The organism is Paenarthrobacter sp. TRD_SC_7 (assembly GCF_056156245.1).
Map to the genome: position 1 here is coordinate 623426 of NZ_CM149587.1, position 21501 is coordinate 644926.

24 protein-coding genes are annotated in these 21501 nt (G+C 62.9%); 10 read left to right on the plus strand and 14 right to left on the minus strand.

Annotated features, from left to right (window positions below; translation table 11 throughout):
* Position 1: 1 nt before the first annotated feature.
* From AC0J5Z_RS03120 to AC0J5Z_RS03145, 6 genes are read right to left on the minus strand one after another with little or no spacing between them, the layout of a single operon-like run.
* Positions 2-958, minus strand: a complete 957-nt coding sequence (locus AC0J5Z_RS03120; RefSeq protein ID WP_475037375.1) for a sugar kinase — start codon at positions 956-958, stop codon at positions 2-4.
* Positions 955-1620: a bifunctional 4-hydroxy-2-oxoglutarate aldolase/2-dehydro-3-deoxy-phosphogluconate aldolase gene (locus AC0J5Z_RS03125; protein ID WP_475037377.1), complete on the minus strand. Its 666-nt coding sequence runs from the start codon at positions 1618-1620 to the stop codon at positions 955-957. Before AC0J5Z_RS03125 ends, AC0J5Z_RS03120 begins: the two co-directional genes overlap by 4 nt.
* On the minus strand, positions 1617-2393 hold the full coding sequence (locus AC0J5Z_RS03130; RefSeq protein ID WP_475037379.1) for an SDR family oxidoreductase: 777 nt from the start codon (positions 2391-2393) through the stop codon (positions 1617-1619). Before AC0J5Z_RS03130 ends, AC0J5Z_RS03125 begins: the two co-directional genes overlap by 4 nt.
* Positions 2390-3454, minus strand: a complete 1065-nt coding sequence (locus tag AC0J5Z_RS03135; protein ID WP_475037383.1) for a zinc-dependent alcohol dehydrogenase — start codon at positions 3452-3454, stop codon at positions 2390-2392. Before AC0J5Z_RS03135 ends, AC0J5Z_RS03130 begins: the two co-directional genes overlap by 4 nt.
* On the minus strand, positions 3451-4443 hold the full coding sequence (locus AC0J5Z_RS03140) for a C-terminal binding protein (protein WP_475037385.1): 993 nt from the start codon (positions 4441-4443) through the stop codon (positions 3451-3453). The genes AC0J5Z_RS03135 and AC0J5Z_RS03140 overlap by 4 nt, the downstream gene beginning before the upstream one ends.
* Positions 4443-5795 (minus strand): MFS transporter, encoded by a 1353-nt coding sequence (locus AC0J5Z_RS03145; RefSeq protein ID WP_475037387.1) that lies wholly within the window; start codon positions 5793-5795, stop codon positions 4443-4445. Before AC0J5Z_RS03145 ends, AC0J5Z_RS03140 begins: the two co-directional genes overlap by 1 nt.
* A gap of 341 nt (positions 5796-6136) precedes the next feature.
* Between AC0J5Z_RS03145 and AC0J5Z_RS03150 the strand changes: the two genes are divergently transcribed.
* Together AC0J5Z_RS03150 and AC0J5Z_RS03155 are read left to right on the plus strand one after the other, a co-directional pair.
* Positions 6137-6973, plus strand: coding sequence for a DUF2382 domain-containing protein (locus AC0J5Z_RS03150; protein ID WP_475037388.1), 837 nt, complete (start codon positions 6137-6139; stop codon positions 6971-6973).
* A gap of 113 nt (positions 6974-7086) precedes the next feature.
* On the plus strand, positions 7087-7287 hold the full coding sequence (locus tag AC0J5Z_RS03155; RefSeq protein ID WP_475037389.1) for a hypothetical protein: 201 nt from the start codon (positions 7087-7089) through the stop codon (positions 7285-7287).
* Here the strand turns inward: AC0J5Z_RS03155 and AC0J5Z_RS03160 are convergent.
* Together AC0J5Z_RS03160 and AC0J5Z_RS03165 are read right to left on the minus strand one after the other, a co-directional pair.
* Positions 7256-9115, minus strand: coding sequence for a glycoside hydrolase family 15 protein (locus AC0J5Z_RS03160; RefSeq protein WP_475037391.1), 1860 nt, complete (start codon positions 9113-9115; stop codon positions 7256-7258). The genes AC0J5Z_RS03155 and AC0J5Z_RS03160 overlap by 32 nt on opposite strands.
* A 10-nt stretch (positions 9116-9125) precedes the next feature.
* On the minus strand, positions 9126-9791 hold the full coding sequence (locus AC0J5Z_RS03165; protein WP_475037393.1) for a TetR/AcrR family transcriptional regulator: 666 nt from the start codon (positions 9789-9791) through the stop codon (positions 9126-9128).
* 119 nt (positions 9792-9910) lie between these two features.
* Between AC0J5Z_RS03165 and AC0J5Z_RS03170 the strand changes: the two genes are divergently transcribed.
* Complete coding sequence (locus tag AC0J5Z_RS03170) at positions 9911-10963, plus strand: NAD(P)-dependent alcohol dehydrogenase (protein WP_475037394.1); 1053 nt, start codon at positions 9911-9913, stop codon at positions 10961-10963.
* Between the two features lie 68 nt (positions 10964-11031).
* Here AC0J5Z_RS03170 and AC0J5Z_RS03175 read toward each other — a convergent pair whose 3' ends face one another.
* The gene (locus AC0J5Z_RS03175; RefSeq protein WP_475039513.1) at positions 11032-11904 is read right to left on the minus strand and encodes an EamA family transporter; all 873 of its coding nucleotides are present in this window, start codon (positions 11902-11904) and stop codon (positions 11032-11034) included.
* Between the two features lie 50 nt (positions 11905-11954).
* Entirely contained in the window at positions 11955-12545 is a 591-nt protein-coding gene (locus tag AC0J5Z_RS03180; RefSeq protein WP_475037395.1) for a helix-turn-helix domain-containing protein, read from the minus strand.
* Between the two features lie 117 nt (positions 12546-12662).
* Here AC0J5Z_RS03180 and AC0J5Z_RS03185 point away from each other — a divergent pair, with 117 nt between their 5' ends.
* Entirely contained in the window at positions 12663-13559 is an 897-nt protein-coding gene (locus AC0J5Z_RS03185; RefSeq protein ID WP_475037396.1) for an SDR family oxidoreductase, read from the plus strand.
* 110 nt (positions 13560-13669) lie between these two features.
* Positions 13670-13900, plus strand: coding sequence for a DUF6458 family protein (locus tag AC0J5Z_RS03190; RefSeq protein WP_475037397.1), 231 nt, complete (start codon positions 13670-13672; stop codon positions 13898-13900).
* A 98-nt stretch (positions 13901-13998) separates the two neighbouring features.
* Here the strand turns inward: AC0J5Z_RS03190 and AC0J5Z_RS03195 are convergent, their stop codons facing one another.
* The 3 genes from AC0J5Z_RS03195 to AC0J5Z_RS03205 form a co-directional block, all read right to left on the minus strand.
* On the minus strand, positions 13999-14796 hold the full coding sequence (locus tag AC0J5Z_RS03195; protein ID WP_475037398.1) for a ZIP family metal transporter: 798 nt from the start codon (positions 14794-14796) through the stop codon (positions 13999-14001).
* Between the two features lie 104 nt (positions 14797-14900).
* Positions 14901-15800: a carbon-nitrogen hydrolase family protein gene (locus tag AC0J5Z_RS03200; RefSeq protein WP_475037399.1), complete on the minus strand. Its 900-nt coding sequence runs from the start codon at positions 15798-15800 to the stop codon at positions 14901-14903.
* A complete protein-coding gene (locus AC0J5Z_RS03205; RefSeq protein ID WP_475037400.1) occupies positions 15801-17336 on the minus strand; it encodes an APC family permease in 1536 nt (511 codons plus the stop codon). It abuts the gene before it with no gap.
* A gap of 105 nt (positions 17337-17441) precedes the next feature.
* Here AC0J5Z_RS03205 and AC0J5Z_RS03210 point away from each other — a divergent pair, with 105 nt between their 5' ends.
* Positions 17442-18086 (plus strand): TetR family transcriptional regulator, encoded by a 645-nt coding sequence (locus AC0J5Z_RS03210; RefSeq protein ID WP_475037401.1) that lies wholly within the window; start codon positions 17442-17444, stop codon positions 18084-18086.
* A gap of 17 nt (positions 18087-18103) precedes the next feature.
* Positions 18104-18388, plus strand: a complete 285-nt coding sequence (locus tag AC0J5Z_RS03215; RefSeq protein WP_475037402.1) for a hypothetical protein — start codon at positions 18104-18106, stop codon at positions 18386-18388.
* Between the two features lie 37 nt (positions 18389-18425).
* Here the strand turns inward: AC0J5Z_RS03215 and AC0J5Z_RS03220 are convergent, their stop codons facing one another.
* Positions 18426-19646 carry an MFS transporter gene (locus tag AC0J5Z_RS03220; RefSeq protein ID WP_475037403.1) on the minus strand — a complete coding sequence of 407 codons (1221 nt, stop codon included), beginning with the start codon at positions 19644-19646 and terminating at the stop codon, positions 18426-18428.
* 102 nt (positions 19647-19748) lie between these two features.
* On the opposite strand from AC0J5Z_RS03220, the gene AC0J5Z_RS03225 reads away from it, so the two are divergent.
* The 3 genes from AC0J5Z_RS03225 to AC0J5Z_RS03235 all read left to right on the plus strand — a co-directional run bounded on the left by AC0J5Z_RS03225 (position 19749) and on the right by AC0J5Z_RS03235 (position 21499).
* Entirely contained in the window at positions 19749-20321 is a 573-nt protein-coding gene (locus tag AC0J5Z_RS03225; protein ID WP_475037404.1) for a TetR/AcrR family transcriptional regulator, read from the plus strand.
* Positions 20322-20414: 93 nt separating this feature from the next.
* Positions 20415-20978: a hypothetical protein gene (locus AC0J5Z_RS03230; RefSeq protein WP_475037405.1), complete on the plus strand. Its 564-nt coding sequence runs from the start codon at positions 20415-20417 to the stop codon at positions 20976-20978.
* The gene (locus tag AC0J5Z_RS03235) at positions 20975-21499 is read left to right on the plus strand and encodes a hypothetical protein (RefSeq protein WP_475037407.1); all 525 of its coding nucleotides are present in this window, start codon (positions 20975-20977) and stop codon (positions 21497-21499) included. The genes AC0J5Z_RS03230 and AC0J5Z_RS03235 overlap by 4 nt, the downstream gene beginning before the upstream one ends.
* The last annotated feature ends 2 nt before the right edge of the window (positions 21500-21501 follow it).

The following is a 21501-nucleotide window of genomic DNA, read 5'->3' on the forward strand; positions in this document are numbered from 1 at the left end:
ACTAACGGGCCACGGGCTCCGAAGCATCCAGCAGGCCCAACTCGTTGCGCCGCGGCATGCCTTCCCAGTCGCCGGGCACCAGGCAGGCAAATGCACCTGTTCGGACTGCGGTGCGCAGCCGGTCTTCTACGGAGGCTCCGGCGAGGAGGTCGGAGATGTATCCGGCCACGAAGGCGTCACCTGCACCGACGGTATCCACAGCATTGATGCGCACAGCCTCCTGGCGATACTCCCCGCCATCGATGACACCCACGCAACCCAACGGGCCGTTCTTGATGACCACTTGCTTCGGACCCAGAGCGGTGATCTTGTGTGCGAACTCGAGGGAGTCCGCCCCTGCACCTACTGCGATGGCGGCTTCGTCGTCACTGGCAAAAACAATGTCCGCCAGTCCTATGAACTTGCGGAAGACAGGCCCGGCCTCGTCCTCTGTCCACAGTGCAGCGCGGTAATTAAGGTCGAACGAGACCGTCACCCCGGCTTCCCGTGCCACGGACACTGCATGCAACGCGGCTTCGAAGGCCGATTCGGAAAGGGCGGGAGTGATTCCCGTCAGGTGCAGGAGCTTCGCGTTCCGGATGGCGTCTACGGGGACGTCTTCCGGAGCTAAGCGTGAACCAGCGCTGGCCGAGCGGTAGTACCAGACCTTGAGGTGCTCCAGGGTGCGGCGTTCCTTGATCATCAGACCGGTGGGTGCGCCGGCGTCGCGGATCCCCAGCGTGATGATGCCTTCGGCGGCCACTTCGCGGAGCACGAGGTCGCCGAGGCTGTCCTGCCCGACGCGTCCGAGCCACGTCACACTGGTACCCAGACGCTGCAAGGCGATGGCGAAGTTGGTTTCAGCCCCACCCATTCCCAATCCGAGCGAAGAAGCGTGCGCCAATGGTCCGGGCGTCTCGGCTTTCATCAGCGCCATGGTTTCGCCCATGGTCACCACGTCCGTATATGCAGAGCTCACTTGGACCCCTTCGCGTCCACGGCATCAGCCACAAGTCTGCTGAGCTTTTCTGCCCGCGCGGTCAGTTCGGTCAGGCTTCCCCCGGAGAAAGCATCACGCAGCAGCGGCCCGCCGAGGCTAACGGCCAGGGCACCGGCTGCGATCCACGCCGGAGCGTCGTCGATCCCGATGCCACCGGACGGAACAATCCGCATGTCCGGGAACGGCCCCCTGAGCTGGCCGATGTACCCGGCACCCACGGCCGAGGCCGGAAAAAGCTTTACCGCTGTGGCGCCGGCTTCCCAGCCCGCCAGCAGTTCGGTGGGCGTCAGGCCGCCCGGGAACACCGGGATGCCACGCTCGACGGCGGCGCTCACCACAGCGGTAATCATCGCCGGTGTGACCAGATAGTCCGCCCCGCCATCGAGGGCTTGCGTCGCTTGACCCGCGGTGGTGATGGTGCCGACGCCGATTTCGGCATCGGTTCCGAATTGCTCCTTGAGCAGCGGCAATTCCTCGAAGACTCCTTGCGTGCTGAGGGTCAGCTCAATGGATCGGACGCCGCCGCGTACCAGCGCCTCAATCACCGGGGCGTACTCGCGGGCGTGTTGCGCCCGCATTACCGCCACCACGGGGTTGGTCTTCAGGATCGCGGAAGGGGCTGGTCTTTGAAGGTCGCTCATCGGGCCAGCCACCCGCCGTCGACCGGGAGAACCACTCCGTGGACGTAGTCCGCGGCGGGGGAGGCCAGGAACACCACGGCACCGGCCAAGTCGTCGCCGGAACCCCAGCGGGCGGCGGGAATCCGCTTGGATATCTGCTCATTCCGCACGGAGTCGGCCAGTAATGCCTGGTTCATGTCCGTGGCGATGTAGCCCGGGGCGACGGCGTTCACGTTGACGCCTTGCGGGGCCCACTCATTGCACAGGGCCTTGGTTAGTTGGGCCACCGCCCCCTTGGAAGCTGCGTATGCCGGAACCCGCAATCCGCCTTGGAAGGTCAGGAGGGATGCCAAGTTGATGATTTTGCCCTGCCCGCGGCCAACCATGGCTTTACCGAAGCCCTGGCAGAGCTGGAAGACTGCCCGGGTGTTGATGTTCATGACTGCGTCAAAGTCCTCCAGCGGGAACTCTACGGAGTCATGGCGGATCTGCGTGCCGGCGTTGTTCACCAGGATATCGATCCTCTGCTTTGCCAACGTGGTTTCGATCGCCTGCGCCACCGAATCCTGGCTCGACACGTCGATTGCCACGGCCTCGGCAGTAACGCCTGCCTCTGCGGCGGCACTGGCCAGTTCCGGGGCGAGCGGTCCCCGTTGCAGCGCAACCACGTTCGCGCCCGCCCGGATCAAGCCCAGGGCAATGCCCAGGCCGATACCCCTGGAAGCTCCGGTGATGGCCGCCGTCGAGCCTGTCAGGTCAAAGGGCGCACGCAGCGCCGGTGCAATGTCAGTCATGCTTCTTCCTTGCCAAGGCCCGCTGCTGTAGCCGGGCCCACGAATACTTTGAGGACCGCTCCAGCGGTCATGGCCTTGCTGAACGCCGCCGGGGTTTCTTCGAGCGGGAAGACCTCCACCGGGATGCGTCCCAGCCCAAGGTGGCCGCTCTCGATCAGCCTGACGGCGCGGTCGACGTCGGCCCGCGTGTAGACGCGAACGCCCACCACCGTGTTTTCGGCGAAAGTGAGGGCCTGCAAATCCACCTCCACGGGTTTCTTGTACACACCGACCAGGACAATGGTGCCCAGGACGCGGACAGCCTTCGGCAGGACTGCCGCGACGGAGGGGTGGGCGGCGGAATCAAACACGATGTCCGCGCCGTCACCGCCAGTTGCCTCCAGGACAGCCTCGATCGGATCGCTGCCGGAAGCAACGGTGTCGAAGCCCAGGTCCTCGGCCACCTTGCGGCGTTCCTCGGAGGGCTCGGAAATCAGCACACTCCCGGCACCTTCATGACGTGCAACAAGAGCGGTGAGGATGCCGATAGGGCCGGCACCGAAGACCACCACCCGCTCGCCGCCACGCAGCCTCGAGCGGGAAACAGCATGCACGGCGACAGCCAGTGGCTCGGCCAACGCCGCTTCCTGAAGCGGAACGGCAGAATTGATGGGAATCAAGGTGTCCGACGGCAGGGCAACGTATTGCGCCAAGGATCCTGCGACGTCGATCCCGTAAAGCTTGAGGCTGCGACACACATGCGTGTTCCCCTGCCTGCACGGGTGGCATTCGCCGCAGTGAATCAGCGGTTCCACGATGACGCGGGTGCCTGCTGCCGGTCCGCCCGGGGCTGCGGTTTCCACGATGCCGGTGATTTCATGGCCCATCACTACGGGTGCTTCGGCGCGGGGGTGGCTGCCGCGGAGGATGGAGAAGTCCGTACCACATATCCCGGTGAGCTCAGAGCGTACAAGAGCCCAGCCCTCCGGCACCTCGGGGAGCGGGACCTCGCGGTACTCGATGGTGTGAGGGCCCGTCCAGACGGCCGCGCCCATCGTCTTGAGTACAGTTTCGACGCTCATGAGGCCACGCTGCCCAACAGCACTTCACCGTTAAGGATGTTGCGCGGTGTGCGGCCGGCACAGACTTCCACCACGTTCTCCACCGCCCGCCGCTTGAGCTCCGCATAAGACTCCTCGCTGTACCAGGCCGCATGCGGTGTGAGGACCGCATTGTCCAGTTCCAGCAACGGGCTGGTCCGGGGCAGGGGCTCCACTTCGAAGACGTCCAGGCCGGCAGCGTGCAAGCGCCTGTCCTTGAGGGCCGTCGCCACCGCATCCGTATCCACCACTCCACCACGGCACGTATTGACCAACACAGCCCCAGGTTTCACCTTGGCAAGCACGTCCCGGTTGATCAGGTGATGTGTGTACTGGTTGAGCGGCACGTGCAGGGAAATGACGTCTGCACGGGCAATAAGATCCTCGAAGCTGACCACGGTGACCCCGTCCTCGGTCACAGACCCGGGGGTCAGCAGCGGATCCGAACCAATGACCTGATAGCCCAGTCCTTTGGCCTTCCGCCCGGTAGCTGCACCGATCAAACCCAGACCCACCACCCCGAACACCCGCCCGCTGATCCGGTGCAACGGTTGCACCGGGCCCAGCGAATAGTCCCCGCGGCGTAGGCCCCGATCCAGCTGCGTGATCCCACGGGCCAGGCTGACCGCTAAGGCAATCGCATGGTCGCTGACGTCTTCGGTGCCGTAGTCGGGGACGTTGCAGACGGCGACGCCGCGCGCGGTGGCGGCTTCGACGTCGAGCGTGTCAACGCCGACGCCGTAACGGCCAATCGCTTTCAATCCCGGTAACGCGTCCAAAACCCGGGCGGTGATAGGCGCGTACTGCACAACGATCGCATCTGCCCCAGTGGCGGCAGCGATCACCTCGTCTTCGGTGTGGCACTGGGCCAACACCAGTTCGACGCCGGCGGCTCGGGCGACAGTCCGTTCGATGTCGATCGTCTCGTGATCGCAATCGGTGATGACGATTCTTGTGGTAGGTCCAGGCATTACTTGGCGTCCTCTTCAAGGAGAAGGTCGCGGTCGACCGTCTCCGGGGATTTGATGGTGGTGAACAGGCTGATGCCCATGATGGCCATCATGTAGATGGCAACCGGGATCCAGGATCCGCTGAAGGCCGCAACTAGTGCCGAACAGATCAGCGGAGCAATGCCGCCGCCGAACACGGAGGAGAACTCGCGGCCCAAGGCCACACCGGCGAAGCGGTAGCGCGTCCCGAAGAGCTCGGGGAAGTATGCGGACTGGACTCCCACGGCACCTTGTGCGGCGAAGATGAAGCCCAGGACGATCACCAAGGAGATGAGGAACAGGTTGCCGGTGTTGAGCAGCAGGAATGCCGGAATGGGAAAGATGAACAGGAAAGTGGTGACCAGCAGATACATGGGGCGGCGGCCGAACTTATCCGAGAGGTTGCCGAAGACGTATGCGGAAATGCAGCCGAACAACGCACCAGCCAGCAACACCTTGGGAATGAACGTGGGATCGATCCGGAGCTGGGTGATGAGGTAGGTGCCCAGGAATACTTGGAAAAGATATGAGTGGGCGTTGGCGCCGACGTTCATGAAGAACACGCGGAAAAGATTTTTGCGGCCGTTCTTGACCACGTCCGCCACCGGAGTGTCTTGCTTGCTGATGGCGCCCTCTTCTTTGAGCTCTTGGAAGACAGGGGATTCCTTGAGCTTGCGCCGGATCACGTAGGCAGCGATTGTTACAAAGATGGAGGAGAAGAAGACCAGCCGCCATCCGTAGGATTCCAGGGCTTCGCTGGGCATCAGCTGGACCAGGATCCAGGCGACTGCGCCGAGCGCGGTTCCGGCCGCGGCCCCCACGAACACCAAGGAGGCGTACTTGCCGCGCGTTCCCTTGGGTGCGGTCTCGGCAATCAGGATGACACCGCCTGCCTGCTCAGCTCCGGCGCCGAAGCCCTGGAAGAAGCGGCAGACCACCAGGAGCGCCGGAGCCCAGAGCCCCACTTGCTCGTAGGTGGGAAGGAGGCCAATGACAAAGGTGGCTATGCCCATAAGGAACAGGGTGGCGACGAGCACCCATTTGCGGCCCAACTTGTCGCCGTACTTGGAGAAGAAGAGCCCACCCAAAGGCCTGGCGCCGAAGCCAACCGCGTAGGCTCCGAACGCTGCGAGGAAGCCGATCGCTGGATCGACGGCGGGGAAGAAGATCTTGTTGAAGATGAGCGCGGTGGCGGTTCCGTAGATCACGAAGTCGTACTGCTCCAAGGCAGTTCCGATCAGTCCTGCCCATGCGGCGCGGCGGACGTTCTTCACCTCGGATGGGGCGCCGGTACCTGGCCGGCCGGCATTCTGAACAACGCTGTTCTCAGTCAATCTTGTCTCCAAGTGAGTGCTGGCTAGAGCGAGTAGCCGTGAATATTTGGATGCGATTTCCTTGATCCCGATTATAGGGAGAGCATCCCGAAAACCACTGAAGACAAATGTAGCCCATGTCCATCGGGTGAGAAAGCGTTTTCTTGAAATTGGCCGAAATCGATGCGGAGCGACGCGCCGCAGGGGGCTTGCCAAGCAAACAGTAAGCATGCTTATGGTATTGCTGTTCCTTAAAAGTCGGCGGGTTGAATTTTTCCCCGTTCCGGCGTCCGGAAACCATGCCTGGTGATGCAGCCCGCTTGGCAAGCCACAGTAAGAGAACCGCATTCCAAGGAGACATCATGCTCGCGAGGGAAAACATTGACCGTTTGATGGGGCTCAACGGAAACGTCCGCACCACTGAAGGTGACAAGGTGGGCTCTATCGGCACGTTCTACACCGACGATGACACCGGGGAACCCACATGGGTTACCGTCAAGACCGGTCTTTTCGGTAGTTCGGAATCGTTCATTCCGCTCCGGGACGCAACCGTGGAAGGTGACGACGTAGTGGTCCCCTTCAGCAAGGATCACATTAAGGACGCGCCCCGGGTCGCCGAGGACGGACACCTGGATCCGGGCGAGGAGAGTCGCCTTTACAACCACTACGGGCTCGAGGGCCGGGACGCCGACTACGTCGGCACCACCACGGGCACTTTGGGCACCCGGGACGGAGTCGGCACGGACGCCGGCTACACCCGTGATGCCGACACAAACCGTGATGCTGACAGGAGCCGGGACGCCGACAGGAGCCGTGACGACGGCGCCATGACCCGTTCGGAAGAGCGCCTGAATGTAGGCACGGAGAAGCAGGCCGCCGGCCGTGCCCGTCTGCGCAAGTACATCACCACCGAGAATGTCACCACCACCGTCCCCGTTCAGCGCGAGGAAGTCCGCCTGGAGCGTGAGCCCATTACGGACGCGAACGCAGGCAATGCGATGTCCGGGCCGGATCTGACGGAGAGCGAACACGAGGTCACGCTCCACGAGGAGCGGCCAGTGGTGGAGAAGGAAACCGTACCCGTGGAGCGCGTGCGCCTTGAAAAGGACACCGTTACTGACGAGGTCCAGGTTGATGAAGAAGTCCGAAAGGAACGAATCGAAAGCGAGGGAACGGGTACTGGCGAAACCCGGCGCTAAACCCTTGTTGTGAGGCCCGCTCTGCGCCCTAAGAACCCGAGAGGAGGCGCAGAACGGGCCCCGCAACGCGACTCTTGCTATCGCGAAAGCGCTGGCGATGGGACGATGTGTGTATGGGCGAACAAGAGAACGTGCAGCCCGCCGCGCCCATGGGTGCAGCGTCAGAAGACCGGGGAGACCCCACAACGCAGCAGATGCGGACCGTCGGTCAGCGTAGGCGTGAGGCCGAGCGCAAGCTGGACCTTCATTTGGAGGAAGCGAGCCACAAGGGCGAAACGTCTGCTACCGAAGGCGAGGATCATTCCGAAAGGTAGAGCCGCTGGGCTGCCCCGGATGCTTGGGTTTGTGGAGCGGGGTGTCACTGCTATGGGCTTCGCCCTGGTGTAGCTGCAGGGCACTGTGAATCAGCGGGAAGTGGCTGAACGCCTGGGGAGTGTTGCCAAGGTGGCGCTGGGTCCGGGGATCCCACTCCTCGCTCAACAAGCCCACATCGTTGCGCAGGGTTAGCAGCCGCTCAAAGAGATCCGTGGCCTCTCCTGAGCGCCCTATGCCCAGCAGCGCATCCACCAGCCAGAACGAACATGCCAGGAACACCCCTTCGTCACCGGGCAGGCCGTCGTGGCCGGACTGGGTCCGGTAACGCAGGACCAGGCCGTCGTCGGTAAGCCCTTTTTGGATGGCGTCCACGGTCCCTGCGACGCGGGGATGCCGGTGCGGGAGGAAGCCGACGCGGGGGATCAGGAGCAGGCTCGCGTCCAGTTCCTTGCTGCCGTAGGACTGGACGAAGGTGTTGAGTTCCTCATTGAATCCCTTGGTCATGACATCCGTGTGGATCTCGCTGCGGAGGGCCGCCCATCTGTCGGCCGGACCGGGTAATCCGGAGGTTCGGACGGCTTTGACCATACGGTCTGCAGCCACCCAGGCCATGACTTTGGAATGCGTGAAGTGCTGCCTCGGTCCGCGCATTTCCCACAGTCCGTTGTCGGGCTGGTTCCAGGCTCCCTCCAAATACTCCATCAGTGCGACCTGGATGTCCCATGAATTGTCTACCGTGCCATCCGAGGAAGCTGCCCGGGTTAGCGAAAGTCCATCCAATACCTCGCCCCACACGTCCAGTTGGAGCTGGGGGGCCGCGGCGTTTCCAGTGCGGACGGGCAGTGATCCTTCATAACCGGAGAGCCAAGGGATGTCCGCCTCCGGCAGTCTCCTGGCGCCGTCGAGCCCGTACACAATCTGAAGTTCTGACGGGTCGCCTGCGATAGCACGCAGCAGCCAATCACGCCACGCGGCGGCCTCCTCCGTGTAGCCTGCGGCGAGTAGCGACTGCAGGGTAAGCGTGGCGTCACGCAGCCAGCAGTACCGGTAATCCCAGTTGCGCGGGCCGCCGATCTGCTCGGGCAGGGACGTGGTTGCGGCGGCCACGATGCCACCGGTTGGTGCATATGTCAGGGCCTTCAGGGTGATCAGGGAGCGTTCAACGGGCTCCTTGTACTTCCCCGCCATTTCGCTGCGCCCGATCCAGTCCAACCAGAACTTCTCCGTTGCGGAAACCGCCCGGAAGGGGTCAATCCGTCGCGGCTCACGTTCGTGGCTTGGCGCCCACCGCAGCACGAAAGGGACGCGCTCGCCGGCGCGGACGGTGAATTCGCTGACCGTGCGCTTATCCCGCCCTTCGAGTGGAGCAGGAGTGGTGAGATACGCGGAGTCGGGGCCCGCTACAGCGCTGATGCCGTGGTTGCCGTGCCGGACCCAGGGAACCACGCGACCGTAGTCGAAACGCAGTACCAGTTCCATCTCCATGGCCACCTCACCGGAGATGCCTTCCACGATGCGGACCAGATCTACTGCGTCGTCGCGGACCGGCATGAAGTCGGTGACTCGGACAGAGCCACCGTCAACGTCCCATTCGGTTTCCAGGATGAGGGTGTCTTCGCGGTACCGGCGTCGCGTGCAGTCGCCTCCGTCAGGAGTGCCGGCCGGCGCCAGGAGCCAGCGGCCGGCGTCGGGGGTGTGCAGCAGCGACGCGAAGCAGGCAGGCGAATCGAAGCGCGGCAGGCACATCCAGTCGATGGAACCACTGCGCCCCACCAGGGCAGCCGTGTTCAGGTCCCCGATGATCGCATAGTCCTCAATCCTGGCCATGGATCAGATCCTAGTCCGCGTCGGCAGCCAAACGGCTGAGGCCGTCAAGGATGAGGTCCAGGCCGAACTCGAATTCGTCGCCAAAGTCGTAGCCGGGTTTGAGGACATGTTCGACGGCGATCTCCACCATGCGCGGATACTCACCTGTGGAGAAGCGCTCCATGATGGGGTTGGTGATCTCGGCTGCGGTGTCGCGGCCCTCGAACGGCAGTGCGGCCTCTTGGACGGCGAAACCGTAGATGTAGCTGTCCAGGAGGGCGTAGGCGTGGGCGGTCAGTTGCACGGAGAAGCCCGCCGTCCTCAACGTGGCAAGGGTGGCCTCGTGGTGTCGCAGCGTCGCCGGCCCGGGTGCGGATCGACTCTCCAGGAGCCCGACTGCCCAAGGGTGTCGTTTGAGTGCTGCTCGAACCCCGCGTGCGCGTCGCTGCATCTCTACGCGCCAGTCGCCCTCGGAGGCCGGCAACTCGATTTCGCTGAAGACCATGTCCACGATGCCGTCCAGGATCTCGTCCTTGTTGGCCACGTAGTAGTACAGCGACATGGGCTTGGTTCCCATGCTTTGGGCAAGTGTGCGGATGGTGAGGGCCGAAATCCCGGACTCGTCCGCGAGCCCAACGGCGCACTTAAGCACTCGTTCCCGGCTGAGGGGGAGGCGCTGGGATTCTGCGGTGGTCACGGGTTCTTCTTCCTCATTTCAAAAACTGGGCTCTAGCGGTTTAGTACAGTGTACGGTAGCCTCGTTGGTACAGCGTACGAAAAACTCCAGACAACCCTCAAATCCTGAAAGGTCCGGCCATGACCACTGGTCAGCAAGCCAAGGAATCGCGTCATCACAAGGATCAAGCCATGCCGGGTCCAACCATGCGGGCCATTGTGCAGGAGGGCTACGGTTCCGCCGATGTCCTTCACGAGGCGCGCGTCCCGCGCCCGGTCATAGCAGAGAATGAAGTGTTGGTAAGGGTGCAGGCTGCCGGACTCGATCGCGGCACTTGGCACGTCACCACCGGCCTTCCGTATGCGCTGCGCCTGGTTTACGGCTTCCGGGCCCCGAAGAACCCCGTGCCCGGGCTGGACCTCGCCGGCACTGTGCAAGCGGTGGGCGCAAAAGTGACCCGCTTCGCTGTCGGAGATCAGGTCTTCGGTAGCGGAAAGGGGACTTTCGCCGAGTACTCTGCAGCCCGTGAAAACCAGCTCGCCCATAAGCCCGCGATTATCAGCTTCGAGCAGGCCGCGGCAGTGCCGGTGTCCGCGTGCACGGCGCTGATCGCCGTGCGTGCAGGCGGGATCGATCCCAGCCATGGCCGGGCGACAAAGGGTCTTAAGGTCCTGATCACCGGCGCCTCGGGTGGCGTGGGAAGCTATGCGGTGCAGTTGGCCGCGGCGGCCGGCGCTGAGGTCACTGGTGTGGCCAGCACCGCCAAGATGGACCTGGTTCGCGCTCTCGGTGCCGGCCACGTGATCGACTACACCGCCCAGGACTTCGCTGACGGCACTGAGCGCTACGACGTCATCATTGACATCGCCGGCAACCCTTCCGTTTCCCGTCTTCGTCGGTCACTTACCCCTGCCGGTACGGCCGTGATCACCGGCGGTGAGGAGGGCGGCTCATGGACGGGCAGCCTGGATCGACAATTCCGCGCAGTAGCCTTGTCCCCCTTTATCCGGCAGCGGCTCACCATGATCGTGGGCACCCAGAGCGCTGCGGATCTGCAGTACCTTGCCGGCCTGCTGGAGTCAGGAACCATCACTCCGGTTATCGACCACGCGTATCCGCTGGCACAGGTCCCCGAGGCCATGCGCTACTTCGATGCCGGCAAGGCCCGCGGGAAGGTGGTCATCACCATCTAAGTGGCGTCACCGACGCGCGCCGCACCAAACCCGGGAAACGCACGACGGCGGCAGGTCGCCGTCGTGCGTCAGGCCCCCTTGCCGGGGCGGTTCGCGGGCGTCGATACCGGCCGGGGTCCCGTGGTGGTGGGCTCGGCCAGCGGCGGTGGGTGCCTGTCCCCGCCACGCTGTGCCGCGGCGCCCGCAACTACCACCAACGTGATGCCAAGGAACTGGATGATGGACGGTTGTTGATGGAGCACCAGCAGCCCAAGGAGCACGCCAAAGGCCGGCTCCAAGGACATTAGCGTGCCGAAAGCAGTGGACGTCATCCGTCGCAAGGCCTTCATTTCCAGGATGAAAGGGAGTACCGGCATCAGGATGGCTACGCCCAAGGCGCCTGCCAGAATGCCCCAGTTGAGGTGCCCGACAGCCTGCGGAATTCCAACGACGGCGGCCGTCACGGCGGCGACTGGAACTGTTAGCGAGAGGGCGCCGAGCCCCGTGAAGCGATCACCGACTACTTGCGTCAGCAGGATGTAGGCCCCCCAGCCGGCCGCCGCAATGGCTGCGAACATGACTCCCAGCACGTCAACCTGACCATGCCAGGGCTCCGTCAGCAGGACGACTCCGGCCAGCGCCAACGCCGGCCATGCCAGCGCCCGCCGATTATGGCTGCGGACGGCCGCAACGGTCAGCGGTCCAAGGAACTCGATGGCCACCGTAGTGCCCAGTGGTATGCGCTCAATCGCGGCGAGGAACATGATGGTCATGAGGCCTGTGGCGACGCCGAGGCCCAGGAGGGGCAGGATGTCGGGCCGGCGGACCGAGCGAATCGGCGGGCGGGCAATGGCCAGGAAGATGATCGCCCCAAGACTGAGTCGCAGCCACGCCGTTCCGGCGGGTCCGACTTCAGCGATGAGGTCCACGGACAACGCAGAGCTCAGTTGTACCGAGAGCATGGCCGCGACTGCGAGTCCCCACGGCGGAATGGGGCGGCCCTTGGAGGAGCTCACGAGCTGTGCCCCGAACCTACGCCGGGTTCAAAAACTGCCAGGGAGAACCGGGCAGGTTCCGTGCCGGGGTTGGCATAGGAGTGGGCAACGTCGCCCGGGAAGGTCATGGAATCGCCCACCTCAAGGGTGGTCACCTGACCGTCGACGTCGACGGTCAGCGTTCCGTGGAGAACCTGCAGGAGTTCCTTGGTTCCGGAGGCGTGGGCTTCACTGCCGTGCTGGTCTCCCGGGCCCAAGGTCCAATCCCACAGTTCCACGACATCCGGAGATTCGGTGCCGGCCACCAAGACTCCGCGCCCGCCCTGCTCGCTGGTCCATAGGGTTGCGCCGTCGCCGCTGCGGGTAACGTTGATCGGCTTCGGACGCGGGGACTCAACCAACGCGGGTAGCCCAACGCCCAAGGCGTCACTAATGCGCAGTAGTGTCCCGACGCTGGGGTTCGCGGCTCCCTGCTCGACGTTGATGATCATCCGGCGGCTCACGCCGGCGGACTCGGCCAACTGGTCGAGCGTCCAGCCGCGGGTTTGGCGCTCTTGCTTCACCCGGGAGCCTATGGCCAAGGACAGGGTGGTGGTGCTTTCATCCATAAGTGCATCATACTGCACTCTTAGTGCACTTTTGTCGTGAGGGCGAAACATGCCCTGGTACGCGGCTCCCGTCGCGTGCTACCACTGACCCTAGGAACATACCCTTGAGGAGAGAAAGTGCCCGAAGACCTGCCTGTCCTTGTTATTGGTGCCACGGGATTCCTGGGTGGCCAGGTAGTGGACGAGCTCCTCAAGCGCGGCAAGAGGGTCCGCGCTTTGGTGAGGGCCAAGTCCAACGCCGCAAAGCTTGAGGCTAAAGGCGTTGAGATCGCCCGTGGAGATATGTTGGACGCCGCCTCGTTGATTGCTGCCATGACCGGCGTTTCCGCGGCTATATCCACTGCGGCCGGATATACGCGGAATGACAAGAACGCCAAGGCCATAGACACCTTTGGCAACAGCAACCTCGCCGTCGCAGCCAAACATGCCGGGGTGCCTCGATTCGTCCTGATCAGCATTGTCGCCAGCGACCAAACTCCACAGATTCCCCATTTCTGGAACAAGAAGCTGGCCGAGGACAAGTTCGAGGAGCTTGGGGTTCCCTTTGTGGCCCTCCGCCCGGGCGCCTTCTTTGACCAGGCGGTGGGTATGGGCGGTGATCCCTTCGCCAGGGGTCGCTTCGTATGGCTCGGTTCAAAGGACGCCCGGCTCACGTTCGTCCTTGCCAGCGATGTCGCCGCTTACCTTGCGGAGGCGGTTGACGCCGACATTATCGACGGAGAGCGCATCGACATTGGTTGGACCCGGCCTTTGAGCATTCATGAAGCGGCGGAAGTGGCGGGGCGGCGGGCCGGCAAGCCGATCAAGGTCGTGTCGGTACCGTCTGGAGCGATCGCCGCACTCGGCAAGGTGACCTCGAAGGTCCTTCCTTTGGTGAGCGATATGGCAAGCATGGTGGCCTGGTTCGAGACCGGAAAGTACGTCGCGGACATTACCCGCCAAGAGGAGGTGTTCGGTCCCGCACCGACCCCCGAGGACGCCATCGCCAGAGTGGCTGAACGCTACGGCCACTGATTTAAGCGGCGCGTCAATGTCTGGTGGGAGTCGCAGGTCATAAGTATGCTGATGATACAGATTCGGCCGGAGTCCCTGCCCATCCGCCGAACAGACATGAGGAGCACGCTATGAGAATCGGTTCTTCCATCGCCCTGATCGCTATCGGAGCTATCCTGGCTTTCGCGCTCGCCCCCGGACTCATCCCCTTCCTGGACCAGGTCCTGGTGGGCTACATCCTGATGGTGGTCGGCGTTATCGGCCTGATCATTTCAATCGCCATGTCCAACAGGACGCGCCGTAGCGTGGTGGAGCGTCGCGGCGACCCTCACACGGTGGTCGAGCGGCGCCCCGAGGTATAGCCCCCGCAATTTACAGAAGCCCCCGCAACTTACAGAAGAAAGCGCACGACGGCGACCCTCCGCCGTCGTGCGCTTTCTTGCGTTCGGCTCCCAGCCGCTCAGGCGAGCGAAAGTGTGAATGAGAGAACAAAGCCGGCTGCCGTGCTCAGTGCGACTGCCGGACCGCCGTGTTCGTAGGCCTCGGGCATCAAGGTGTCCGCCAGCGATGCGATCACGGCGCCCGCTGCGAAGGCGAGGGGCAGGGAGATGGTTTCCGGATTGGCTGAGGACAGGGGCCCGGCGCCGAGAATCACAGCGGCAACCAGCAGCACCGCGCAGACGCTCCAAAGCAGCATGATCGATCCGCCCTTGCGGCCTTGGCTCCGCATGGACGACGCGCCCACCAGGGCTTCGGGAAGGTTGGAAACGAAGATTGCCGCCAGTAGTGCCAAGCCGCCGGACCCTTCCTCCAAGGAGATGCCCAAGGCGACGTTTTCCGGCACGCCGTCCAAAGTCACTGCGGCCAGCAACGCCATGCCTGCGGCGCCGCGGGTGGAAGCCGACGTGGCTGCTTTGTCCGAAGCGGCGGCGTCGGTGTCCAGCTTTGGGCTGCCCTGCACTTCGTCTGCCGGTTTGGATTTCGATGTGCTCCCGGGTTGCGCCCAGCGATCCAGCAATGCGCTCAGGGCCGTGAAAACTATGGCTCCCGCGAGCAATCCCACGGCCGCGCGCACGATTCCGCCCTGTTCATAGGCGTCCTCGAACAGTTCGAACGCCAAAGCAGTGATGAGCGAGCCGGCCGCGAAGGACAGCAGAATGGCCAGAAGCCGCTTCGGCAGCTCGAAACGCACGCCGATGAGTGCACCTATGACCAAGGCGCTGGAGGCAATCAATCCGAACCACAGTGATGCCATCACAACGCCAGTATAGAAGTAAGTATCCTGATCTTCTCTAGTGTTAGGGAAAAGCGTTCGACGGCGGCGGCTCGCCGTCGAACGCTTTGTCACGTTGGGCAGTACACCTAGGCCGTCCCGCTGGCCCGCCGAGCACCGAGCGCATCTTCACTCCAGGCGGGCGACTGGAAGTGCGCGCCGCCGAACATCGGGAAGCCCAGCATGCCTTCCTGGTCGCGGAGCTGTGCCCAAGGGCGGTTGATCCCCTGCGTTCCATAGCTGCGAAGCTGGGTAACGCGGTCCAGGTCCAGGACGGCGAACAGGATCTCTTCGCCGCCCCGGGCCTGCTGCATGATGGTGCCCTCGGGGTCGACGACGACGCTCTCACCCACTCCGGACGGGGATGCTCCGTTGACGTTCACTACGTACACCTGATTGGCGAAGGCGTTGGCCTGGGACATGACGATTTCCATGGCCCTGTCCCGGGTGGTGGTGAGCGTGGGCTGGATGATGACTTCTGCGCCGAGCCATGCGAGCTGGCGGGCTACTTCGGGGAAGCTGCCGTCGAAGCAGATGGCAAGGCCGATTCGACCGCAGCCGGGGATGTCGAAAGTGACGAAGGAATCGCCCGGTGTGGTGGTTTCGAAAGGGCGCCACGGGAAGAGCTTCCGGTATCGGGCCACAATTTCGCCCTGCGGAGAGACGGCGATGGCGGTGTTGTAAGTGTTCCCATTGTCCGTTTCCAGCAGAGAGCCTGGCACAAGCCACACATTGAGCCTGCGGGCCAGTGCTGAGATGCGGTCAGTGAGCGGGCTGGGGATGGGCGCAGCGGAGCGGGTTTCGCCGTCCGGGTCGGGAATCAGGAACTCACCAGGAGCGGAAAGCAGGAGTTCCGGAACCACAATGACGTCCACGTCGGGGCCGAGTTTCTTGGCTGATTCGGCTTGGGCCTCGAACCGCGCCCATGTGGCCTCGAGGTCGTGGGGGACGGCGTTGGTCTGAATTGCTGCGATGGACAGAATGCGCATTTATGCCTCGGTTTCGTTGCTGAGAATGGATGGAAGTTCGTGGCGGGCGGTGACATTTCCGCGGGGGATGGCTTCGCCGGAGAAGAAGCGGCGCAGCTTGGGACGGAGGATGGCGGTGACTAGTAATCCCAGGGCCAATGCGCCGACGCCGATCCAAAACACCGCGCCGATGCCAAGCCAGGACATCCCCGCGTATTCAGGAGACAACATATCCACGGCGCTGTAGGCGAACGCGCAGATCATCAATAGTGCGCCGAGCCCGGGAAGGATGCCCTTCAGAATCAGGGCGGATGCAGACGTGCGCATCAGTGGGGCGAAATACACCACCGAGGCCAGGGCTGTGGCCGCGTAGTATGCAGCGATCATCAAGCCTACCGAGAGGATGGCCAGCCCGATGAAGTCGGCGCTGATCGCCGTCAGCACCAAGGTTATGGTCGTGGTGATGACTGCCCACCAGGCGATGGAGGTGGTGGGTGTGCCGCGTTTGGGGTGCATCGTCGTAGTCGCACGATGGAGGGCGCTGTAGGTGCCCATGCTCAGCCAGGTCCGCGGGGTGCTGACGGCCACGGTCATCAGTGCTGCCAGTGCTGAGAGGCCTACCGCCAGGATAATGACTTTGCCAAACACATTTCCTGTCGCCTGCGGGCCGAGGACCGAGAGGACATCCGAGACAGTTTCCGGATCGGTGATGCCTGCGGTTCCGGCAAATCCGACGGCGGCCGTAGCCGTCACCACGTAGAAGAACAGCAGGATGACAGTGGTGATGACAACTGCCTTGCCGGGAATTCCTTTGCGGTCGGTGGTCTCCTCGTTCACGGCTATCAGTGCATCCCAGCCCCAGTAGATAAAGAGGCACAGAATGACGCCGGACACGAGCCCGGACACGTCCCCGGATGCGAAGGGGTTGAACCATTCCAAGCCCGGCTTTTCAGCTCCGTCTGTTGCGGTACCGGTGGCCATGGCCGCGAAAGCAGCGACACAGAATCCGCCCAGTGCCAGCAACTGCAGGGCGATCAGCGCGTATTGGACCCAGGCGGAGAGTTCGATGCCCCTGGCCGCGATCCATGCACTGAGAATGATCAGCCCGCACGCTATCGCGGCTACGGCGATAGGCTCGGCTGCGATCCACGCCAAGCCCAGGAAGTTGAGCAGATAAGTGGTGGCCACTTGGGCCAGTGCTGCGCTGGCAATGAAGGTGGCCACCTGTGGCACCCAGCCGCCAAGGAACCAGCCGGCTGTCGGGCCGAAAACGCGGGTGATCCAGACGAAAACGCCACCGCAGTCCGGCATTTCCTTGTTGAGGTCCCTGAACGCGAGGGCGGTAAACAGGATCGGCAGGAAGCCCAGCAAGAAGGCAGCGGGGGTGCTCGCTCCTACTGCCAGGACCACGAAGCCGAGTGTCACGGCCAGGCTGTAGGCGGGGGCGACGGCAGCGAGGCCGAGCGCCACAGTAGGGCCGATGCCGATGGAGCCGGTCTTAAGGCCTTTGGATGACGGCTCGTGGATGAGCAGGGGCCGGGCAGGTGGTTGGGGCATGGAGACTCCTCGTCGAATCAGTAATTTGAATCACATTCAAATTTGAATGCCATTCAATACCCGACTAAGCTCAATGTCAACAGGAACCAAAAGGCGGGAGCGGCAGTGTCCAAGGTGGACAAGAGGGAAATCCGTCGCCAAGAGATCATCGCGGCGGCCCAAGCAGTAGCTGTCCGCGATGGTTCTGAAGGGGCCACCCTGCGTGCCATTGCGGCGGAGGCGGGTATGGCCGCCAACGCCGTGCTCTACTACTTCGGCAGCCACGCCGAGATCATCGCTGAGGCTGTGCGCGCTTCGTCCACAAGGTTCCTTGAGAAGATCTCGGAGGCCGTGGATGCCGACGCGACCCCAACGGCCAGGCTTGCCGCCGTCATCAGCGCAGGCACTATTGCGGGACTTGACGATGACGTATCCCGGATCCTCTACGAATACTGGCCCCACATGCTGCGAGACCCCGAGCAGCGCCGGATCCAGGAAGAGCTCACCGGGGCGCAGGAGCGCGTCTACCGTGACATCATCGACGCCGGAACCCGCTCGGGCGAATTCTCACCCCTGCTTGACCCGGCCAAGATCGCCCGGACTTTGGTTGCCCAGGAAGATGGCTTGGTGATGGATGTGCTGGCCGGGAGTGCCGGCAGCGAGTATGTGCTGGACCTGATGGGCAGCCTCGCGGCCACGCTTCTCGGCGTCAAGACGGAGACGTTGCTGGAGTTGATCAGCGCCCGGAGCGAGTCGGCGCCCGCTACGTAACGGCGTAGGCTGCTGCCATGGAGAAGTCATTCGACATTGAACTTGTGAACCGGAACGAATACCTCGTGCGCTGGGCATCCGAAGGGCAAGCCGGGGAATCCCTGGTCCACACCAACCCGGAATTCCTGGCCGAAGTCGGCTTGGATGGCTTCGACGAGGAGCTCATTGTTGAGGAAACAACCACGTACTTGGCGGAACACCAGCCGGTGATCGACTTCCCTCAGACGGTTGACCTGGAAGAGATTGCGGCCGCCTACACGGATTACGCGGAGCAGCTAAAGGCGCGGCTCGAGGCTCGGTAATTGCGGGTGCGATTGCAGTAGTGGGGACCAAGCGGGCTCAGGCAGCTATTTTTGCCATCTGCTGCTCGGCTGTGAATTCCCGTCGAAGACGTATGGCCTGAACTGCAACGCCCACAGCTGCGAAGGCCAAGAGTGCTATTGCGTATGCCTGCAAGGTGGGTACGAGTCCCCACGCCGGAACCATTAGACCGGCAACGATGACTGGGATGCTGAACGCCAGGTAGGCGGCGGTGTAGACGCTGGCAAAAACCCCTGCGCGTTGTTGCGGATCAATCATTGGGGTAATCAGGCGGAGTTGTCCGCCAAACGATCCGCCAAAACCGACGCCTCCCAGTACTGCGCCTATCCAGACGGCGGGCAGCCACGGTGCGCTGATCCCAACAAGGACCACAGTGGTCCCGGCGAGGATCAGGGAGACCCCGATGAGAGTGCTGCGCCGGGCAGGATGCCTGGCGAAGAAAAATCCTGCGACTGCCGCAGTGAATGGACCGAGAAAAGCGGTGAAGCCTGCCACCAGGCCATCGTGCAGGCCGAACTGGAGTCGGAGCAACGCCGGTGAGAGTCCGAGGAACAGTGCCGGAAACATCCAACCAGCGATGTGCACGGGGAGGCCAGCGCCAAATTCGCGGCGGATTGATCCGGGGAGTCCCAGCCGGGGAGTCAGTGACCGAAGTGCCCCCGGCCTTTTGGTGACTGTTTCTGCCGTGACGTTCACATACAAGATTGCCAGGACCATGGCTATCGCGAGGATTGCGAAAATCAAGGTATTGGCATCCGGCGTGAATTGAACAGCAGCCCCGGTCGCCAAGGCGCCCAGGCCGAGGCCGCCAGCCACGGACGCTCCTGAGAGTCCTCCGGCAAGTTTTCTGCGATGGGCGGGCGCGTGTTCGGCGATGGCGGCGTTGAAAGCGCTGGTAGCCAACCCGGTGGCCAGTCCCTGGATAGCTCGGGCAACGACGACCCAGGGGATGCTGGGAGCAAAGATAAAGACCATCATGGAAAGCAGTTCGCCGTAGAGGGCAATGAGCATGACTGGGCGGCGCCCGATGTGATCGGATAGCGACCCTCCGATGAGGAGCGCTATCAATAGTCCGATGGCGTAGATGGAGAACGCGATGCTCAGTGCGGCGGTCGAAAAACCCCATTCCTGCTGCCGAAGGGAGAGGAGGGGCGTGGGCGCTCCGGCCGCGAAAAAGAACGCCGCGAACACCACCGCCAACCCAATGTACGTCGACTTCGAGGGCACGGAAAGGGACATGGCTTGGCTCCTTGGACAGACTGGTCTAATAACTTCAGTTAGACAGATCAGTACAACTGTTGTCAAGAAAATTTAGACAGACCTGTCTGATATGCTCCAGGCATGTCCATTGCCAAGGTTCCCGCGCGTCAGCGTCTCCTCCAGGCCGCAGACAAGTTGTTTTACTCCGAAGGCGTCCACACGGTGGGGATCGACAGGGTCATCGAAGAAGCGGGGGTTGCCAAGGGCTCCCTGTTCTACAACTTCTCAGGCAAGGACGATCTCATAGCCGCCTATCTGGCCGGCCGCGACCAGCGGCGCCGGGAGCGAATCGCTAGGTTCCAGGAGGGCGTGGAAAGCCCTATCGAGAAGCTGCTGGCCGTCTTCGATGCCTTGGGCGAAGCCGTCACTGAGCCGGGCTACAGAGGGTGCCCGTTTGCCAACGCAAACGCGGAAGCCCGCGCGGGCAGTGTTGAGTCAACTGCGCTCCGGACGTTCCGTGACTGGTTGGCCGGGGCCATGTTGGCACTTTGCAGCGAAGCCGGCTATGTCCATCCGGCCGATGTTTCGGCCCGTCTTTGCCGCCTGTATGACGGGGCTGTCGCCAACTCAAGCCTCGATGCACAACCAAATGCCGTTGGCCTCGCCAAAGAGTTGGCATCGATGGTGCTGGAGGCTGCACCGCGCTCTGGGTAGCCACCCGTCAAAGATGAGTCCCTGGGCCTATGACAACTGTTACGAAGCCTCTATCCTCGTCACATGGGCGTTCGGGGAGCGTGCGGTTGAGTCATGGGCACACAGAACTCCACTTCGCCTGCCGACAATTACGCCACGTTTCTTGCGAGGCTGGGTGCGGCCACGGCTAATCTGAACACCCGCAAGCGATCGGTGGACAAAGCACTCAAGGCGGTCGCTTTACTCCTGGAGAAATACCAAGGGGAGTTGCGCAAATGGGAGAGGCGCCGGGCCCGGGTCAGTGAGGAATTGGAACGCCGGCCGGGCGAGCCGGGGACATGCGCTGCCCTGGCAGAGCTCCACGATACCGCCGTGAAAATGGCGTCGATGCATCGTGCGCAGATCCAGCGAATCAGGGAAAAGTTGTCTCTCCTGCAAGCGCAAAGCGATGCAATCGACAGTTCACTTGTGGAGCTTGAAGGCAGCAGGGTCAAGCTGAATGAGTCCCGTTCCTTGTCCCGGGACCGCCAGAACCTGAACAGGGTCCTTCATGAACTCGCCGGCCCGGGCGGTGCCGTCGCAGCAACTCCCGATCCTGGCTTGCGCAGCGATCTTAGGGAAGCACGCGAGGCAGTCATCCTTGCCGAAGCGCTCATCGAAGTGAAGGGACCCTCGTGATGGAAAAGCCGGCGCGTCAGCGATTCCACACCGATGCTGTGACAGTGGTGTGGTGGGAGAGGAAGTCAGGCGACAACCCCTTCGTCAAGTTCATTATTTTCAGCGCTCTTGGCTTCATTCCGGGTCTGGCCTTGATGGTGATCATGCCGGGACTGGGAGGCTTCGGCGCCACGGCGCTGTTCACTGCGCTCTTCGCAACTATTCTCACCATCCCGGCGGTCGCCGGTCGGCGAAGCTTCATGCGGGCACTCACCAAGAGGGTGAACGACACCATTGTTGAGGTGACAGGTAACTCCAACGATCGGCTATCGGTGAAGCAACTCCGGCATCTAATCACCAGCGGTGAGCATTTTCCGCTCATGGTCCACGGGGTGCCTGGATTACGACTGCAGGTGAAACAGGCCCTGACTCTTGAGGAAGATGCGCCCGAGAAATGGTGTGCGGCCATCACGGCAGTCCCGCCAAGGAGCGGCGTTGCCAGCTTTGACCGTTTGCTGGCCGCGACTTTGAACAGGCGCTGAAA

What these genes read in the sequence shown, in the direction of transcription:
- AC0J5Z_RS03125 (WP_475037377.1), bottom strand. Translation starts at nt 1,620, where the DNA reads ATGAGCGACCTTCAAAGACCAGCCCCTTCCGCGATCCTGAAGACCAAC.
- AC0J5Z_RS03130 (WP_475037379.1), bottom strand. Translation starts at nt 2,393, where the DNA reads ATGACTGACATTGCACCGGCGCTGCGTGCGCCCTTTGACCTGACAGGC.
- AC0J5Z_RS03135 (WP_475037383.1), bottom strand. Translation starts at nt 3,454, where the DNA reads ATGAGCGTCGAAACTGTACTCAAGACGATGGGCGCGGCCGTCTGGACG.
- AC0J5Z_RS03140 (WP_475037385.1), bottom strand. Translation starts at nt 4,443, where the DNA reads ATGCCTGGACCTACCACAAGAATCGTCATCACCGATTGCGATCACGAG.
- AC0J5Z_RS03150 (WP_475037388.1), top strand. Translation starts at nt 6,137, where the DNA reads ATGCTCGCGAGGGAAAACATTGACCGTTTGATGGGGCTCAACGGAAAC.
- AC0J5Z_RS03155 (WP_475037389.1), top strand. Translation starts at nt 7,087, where the DNA reads ATGGGCGAACAAGAGAACGTGCAGCCCGCCGCGCCCATGGGTGCAGCG.
- AC0J5Z_RS03160 (WP_475037391.1), bottom strand. Translation starts at nt 9,115, where the DNA reads ATGGCCAGGATTGAGGACTATGCGATCATCGGGGACCTGAACACGGCT.
- AC0J5Z_RS03170 (WP_475037394.1), top strand. Translation starts at nt 9,911, where the DNA reads ATGACCACTGGTCAGCAAGCCAAGGAATCGCGTCATCACAAGGATCAA.
- AC0J5Z_RS03175 (WP_475039513.1), bottom strand. Translation starts at nt 11,904, where the DNA reads ATGCTCTCGGTACAACTGAGCTCTGCGTTGTCCGTGGACCTCATCGCT.
- AC0J5Z_RS03180 (WP_475037395.1), bottom strand. Translation starts at nt 12,545, where the DNA reads ATGGATGAAAGCACCACCACCCTGTCCTTGGCCATAGGCTCCCGGGTG.
- AC0J5Z_RS03190 (WP_475037397.1), top strand. Translation starts at nt 13,670, where the DNA reads ATGAGAATCGGTTCTTCCATCGCCCTGATCGCTATCGGAGCTATCCTG.
- AC0J5Z_RS03200 (WP_475037399.1), bottom strand. Translation starts at nt 15,800, where the DNA reads ATGCGCATTCTGTCCATCGCAGCAATTCAGACCAACGCCGTCCCCCAC.
- AC0J5Z_RS03205 (WP_475037400.1), bottom strand. Translation starts at nt 17,336, where the DNA reads ATGCCCCAACCACCTGCCCGGCCCCTGCTCATCCACGAGCCGTCATCC.
- AC0J5Z_RS03215 (WP_475037402.1), top strand. Translation starts at nt 18,104, where the DNA reads ATGGAGAAGTCATTCGACATTGAACTTGTGAACCGGAACGAATACCTC.
- AC0J5Z_RS03220 (WP_475037403.1), bottom strand. Translation starts at nt 19,646, where the DNA reads ATGTCCCTTTCCGTGCCCTCGAAGTCGACGTACATTGGGTTGGCGGTG.
- AC0J5Z_RS03225 (WP_475037404.1), top strand. Translation starts at nt 19,749, where the DNA reads ATGTCCATTGCCAAGGTTCCCGCGCGTCAGCGTCTCCTCCAGGCCGCA.
- AC0J5Z_RS03230 (WP_475037405.1), top strand. Translation starts at nt 20,415, where the DNA reads ATGGGCACACAGAACTCCACTTCGCCTGCCGACAATTACGCCACGTTT.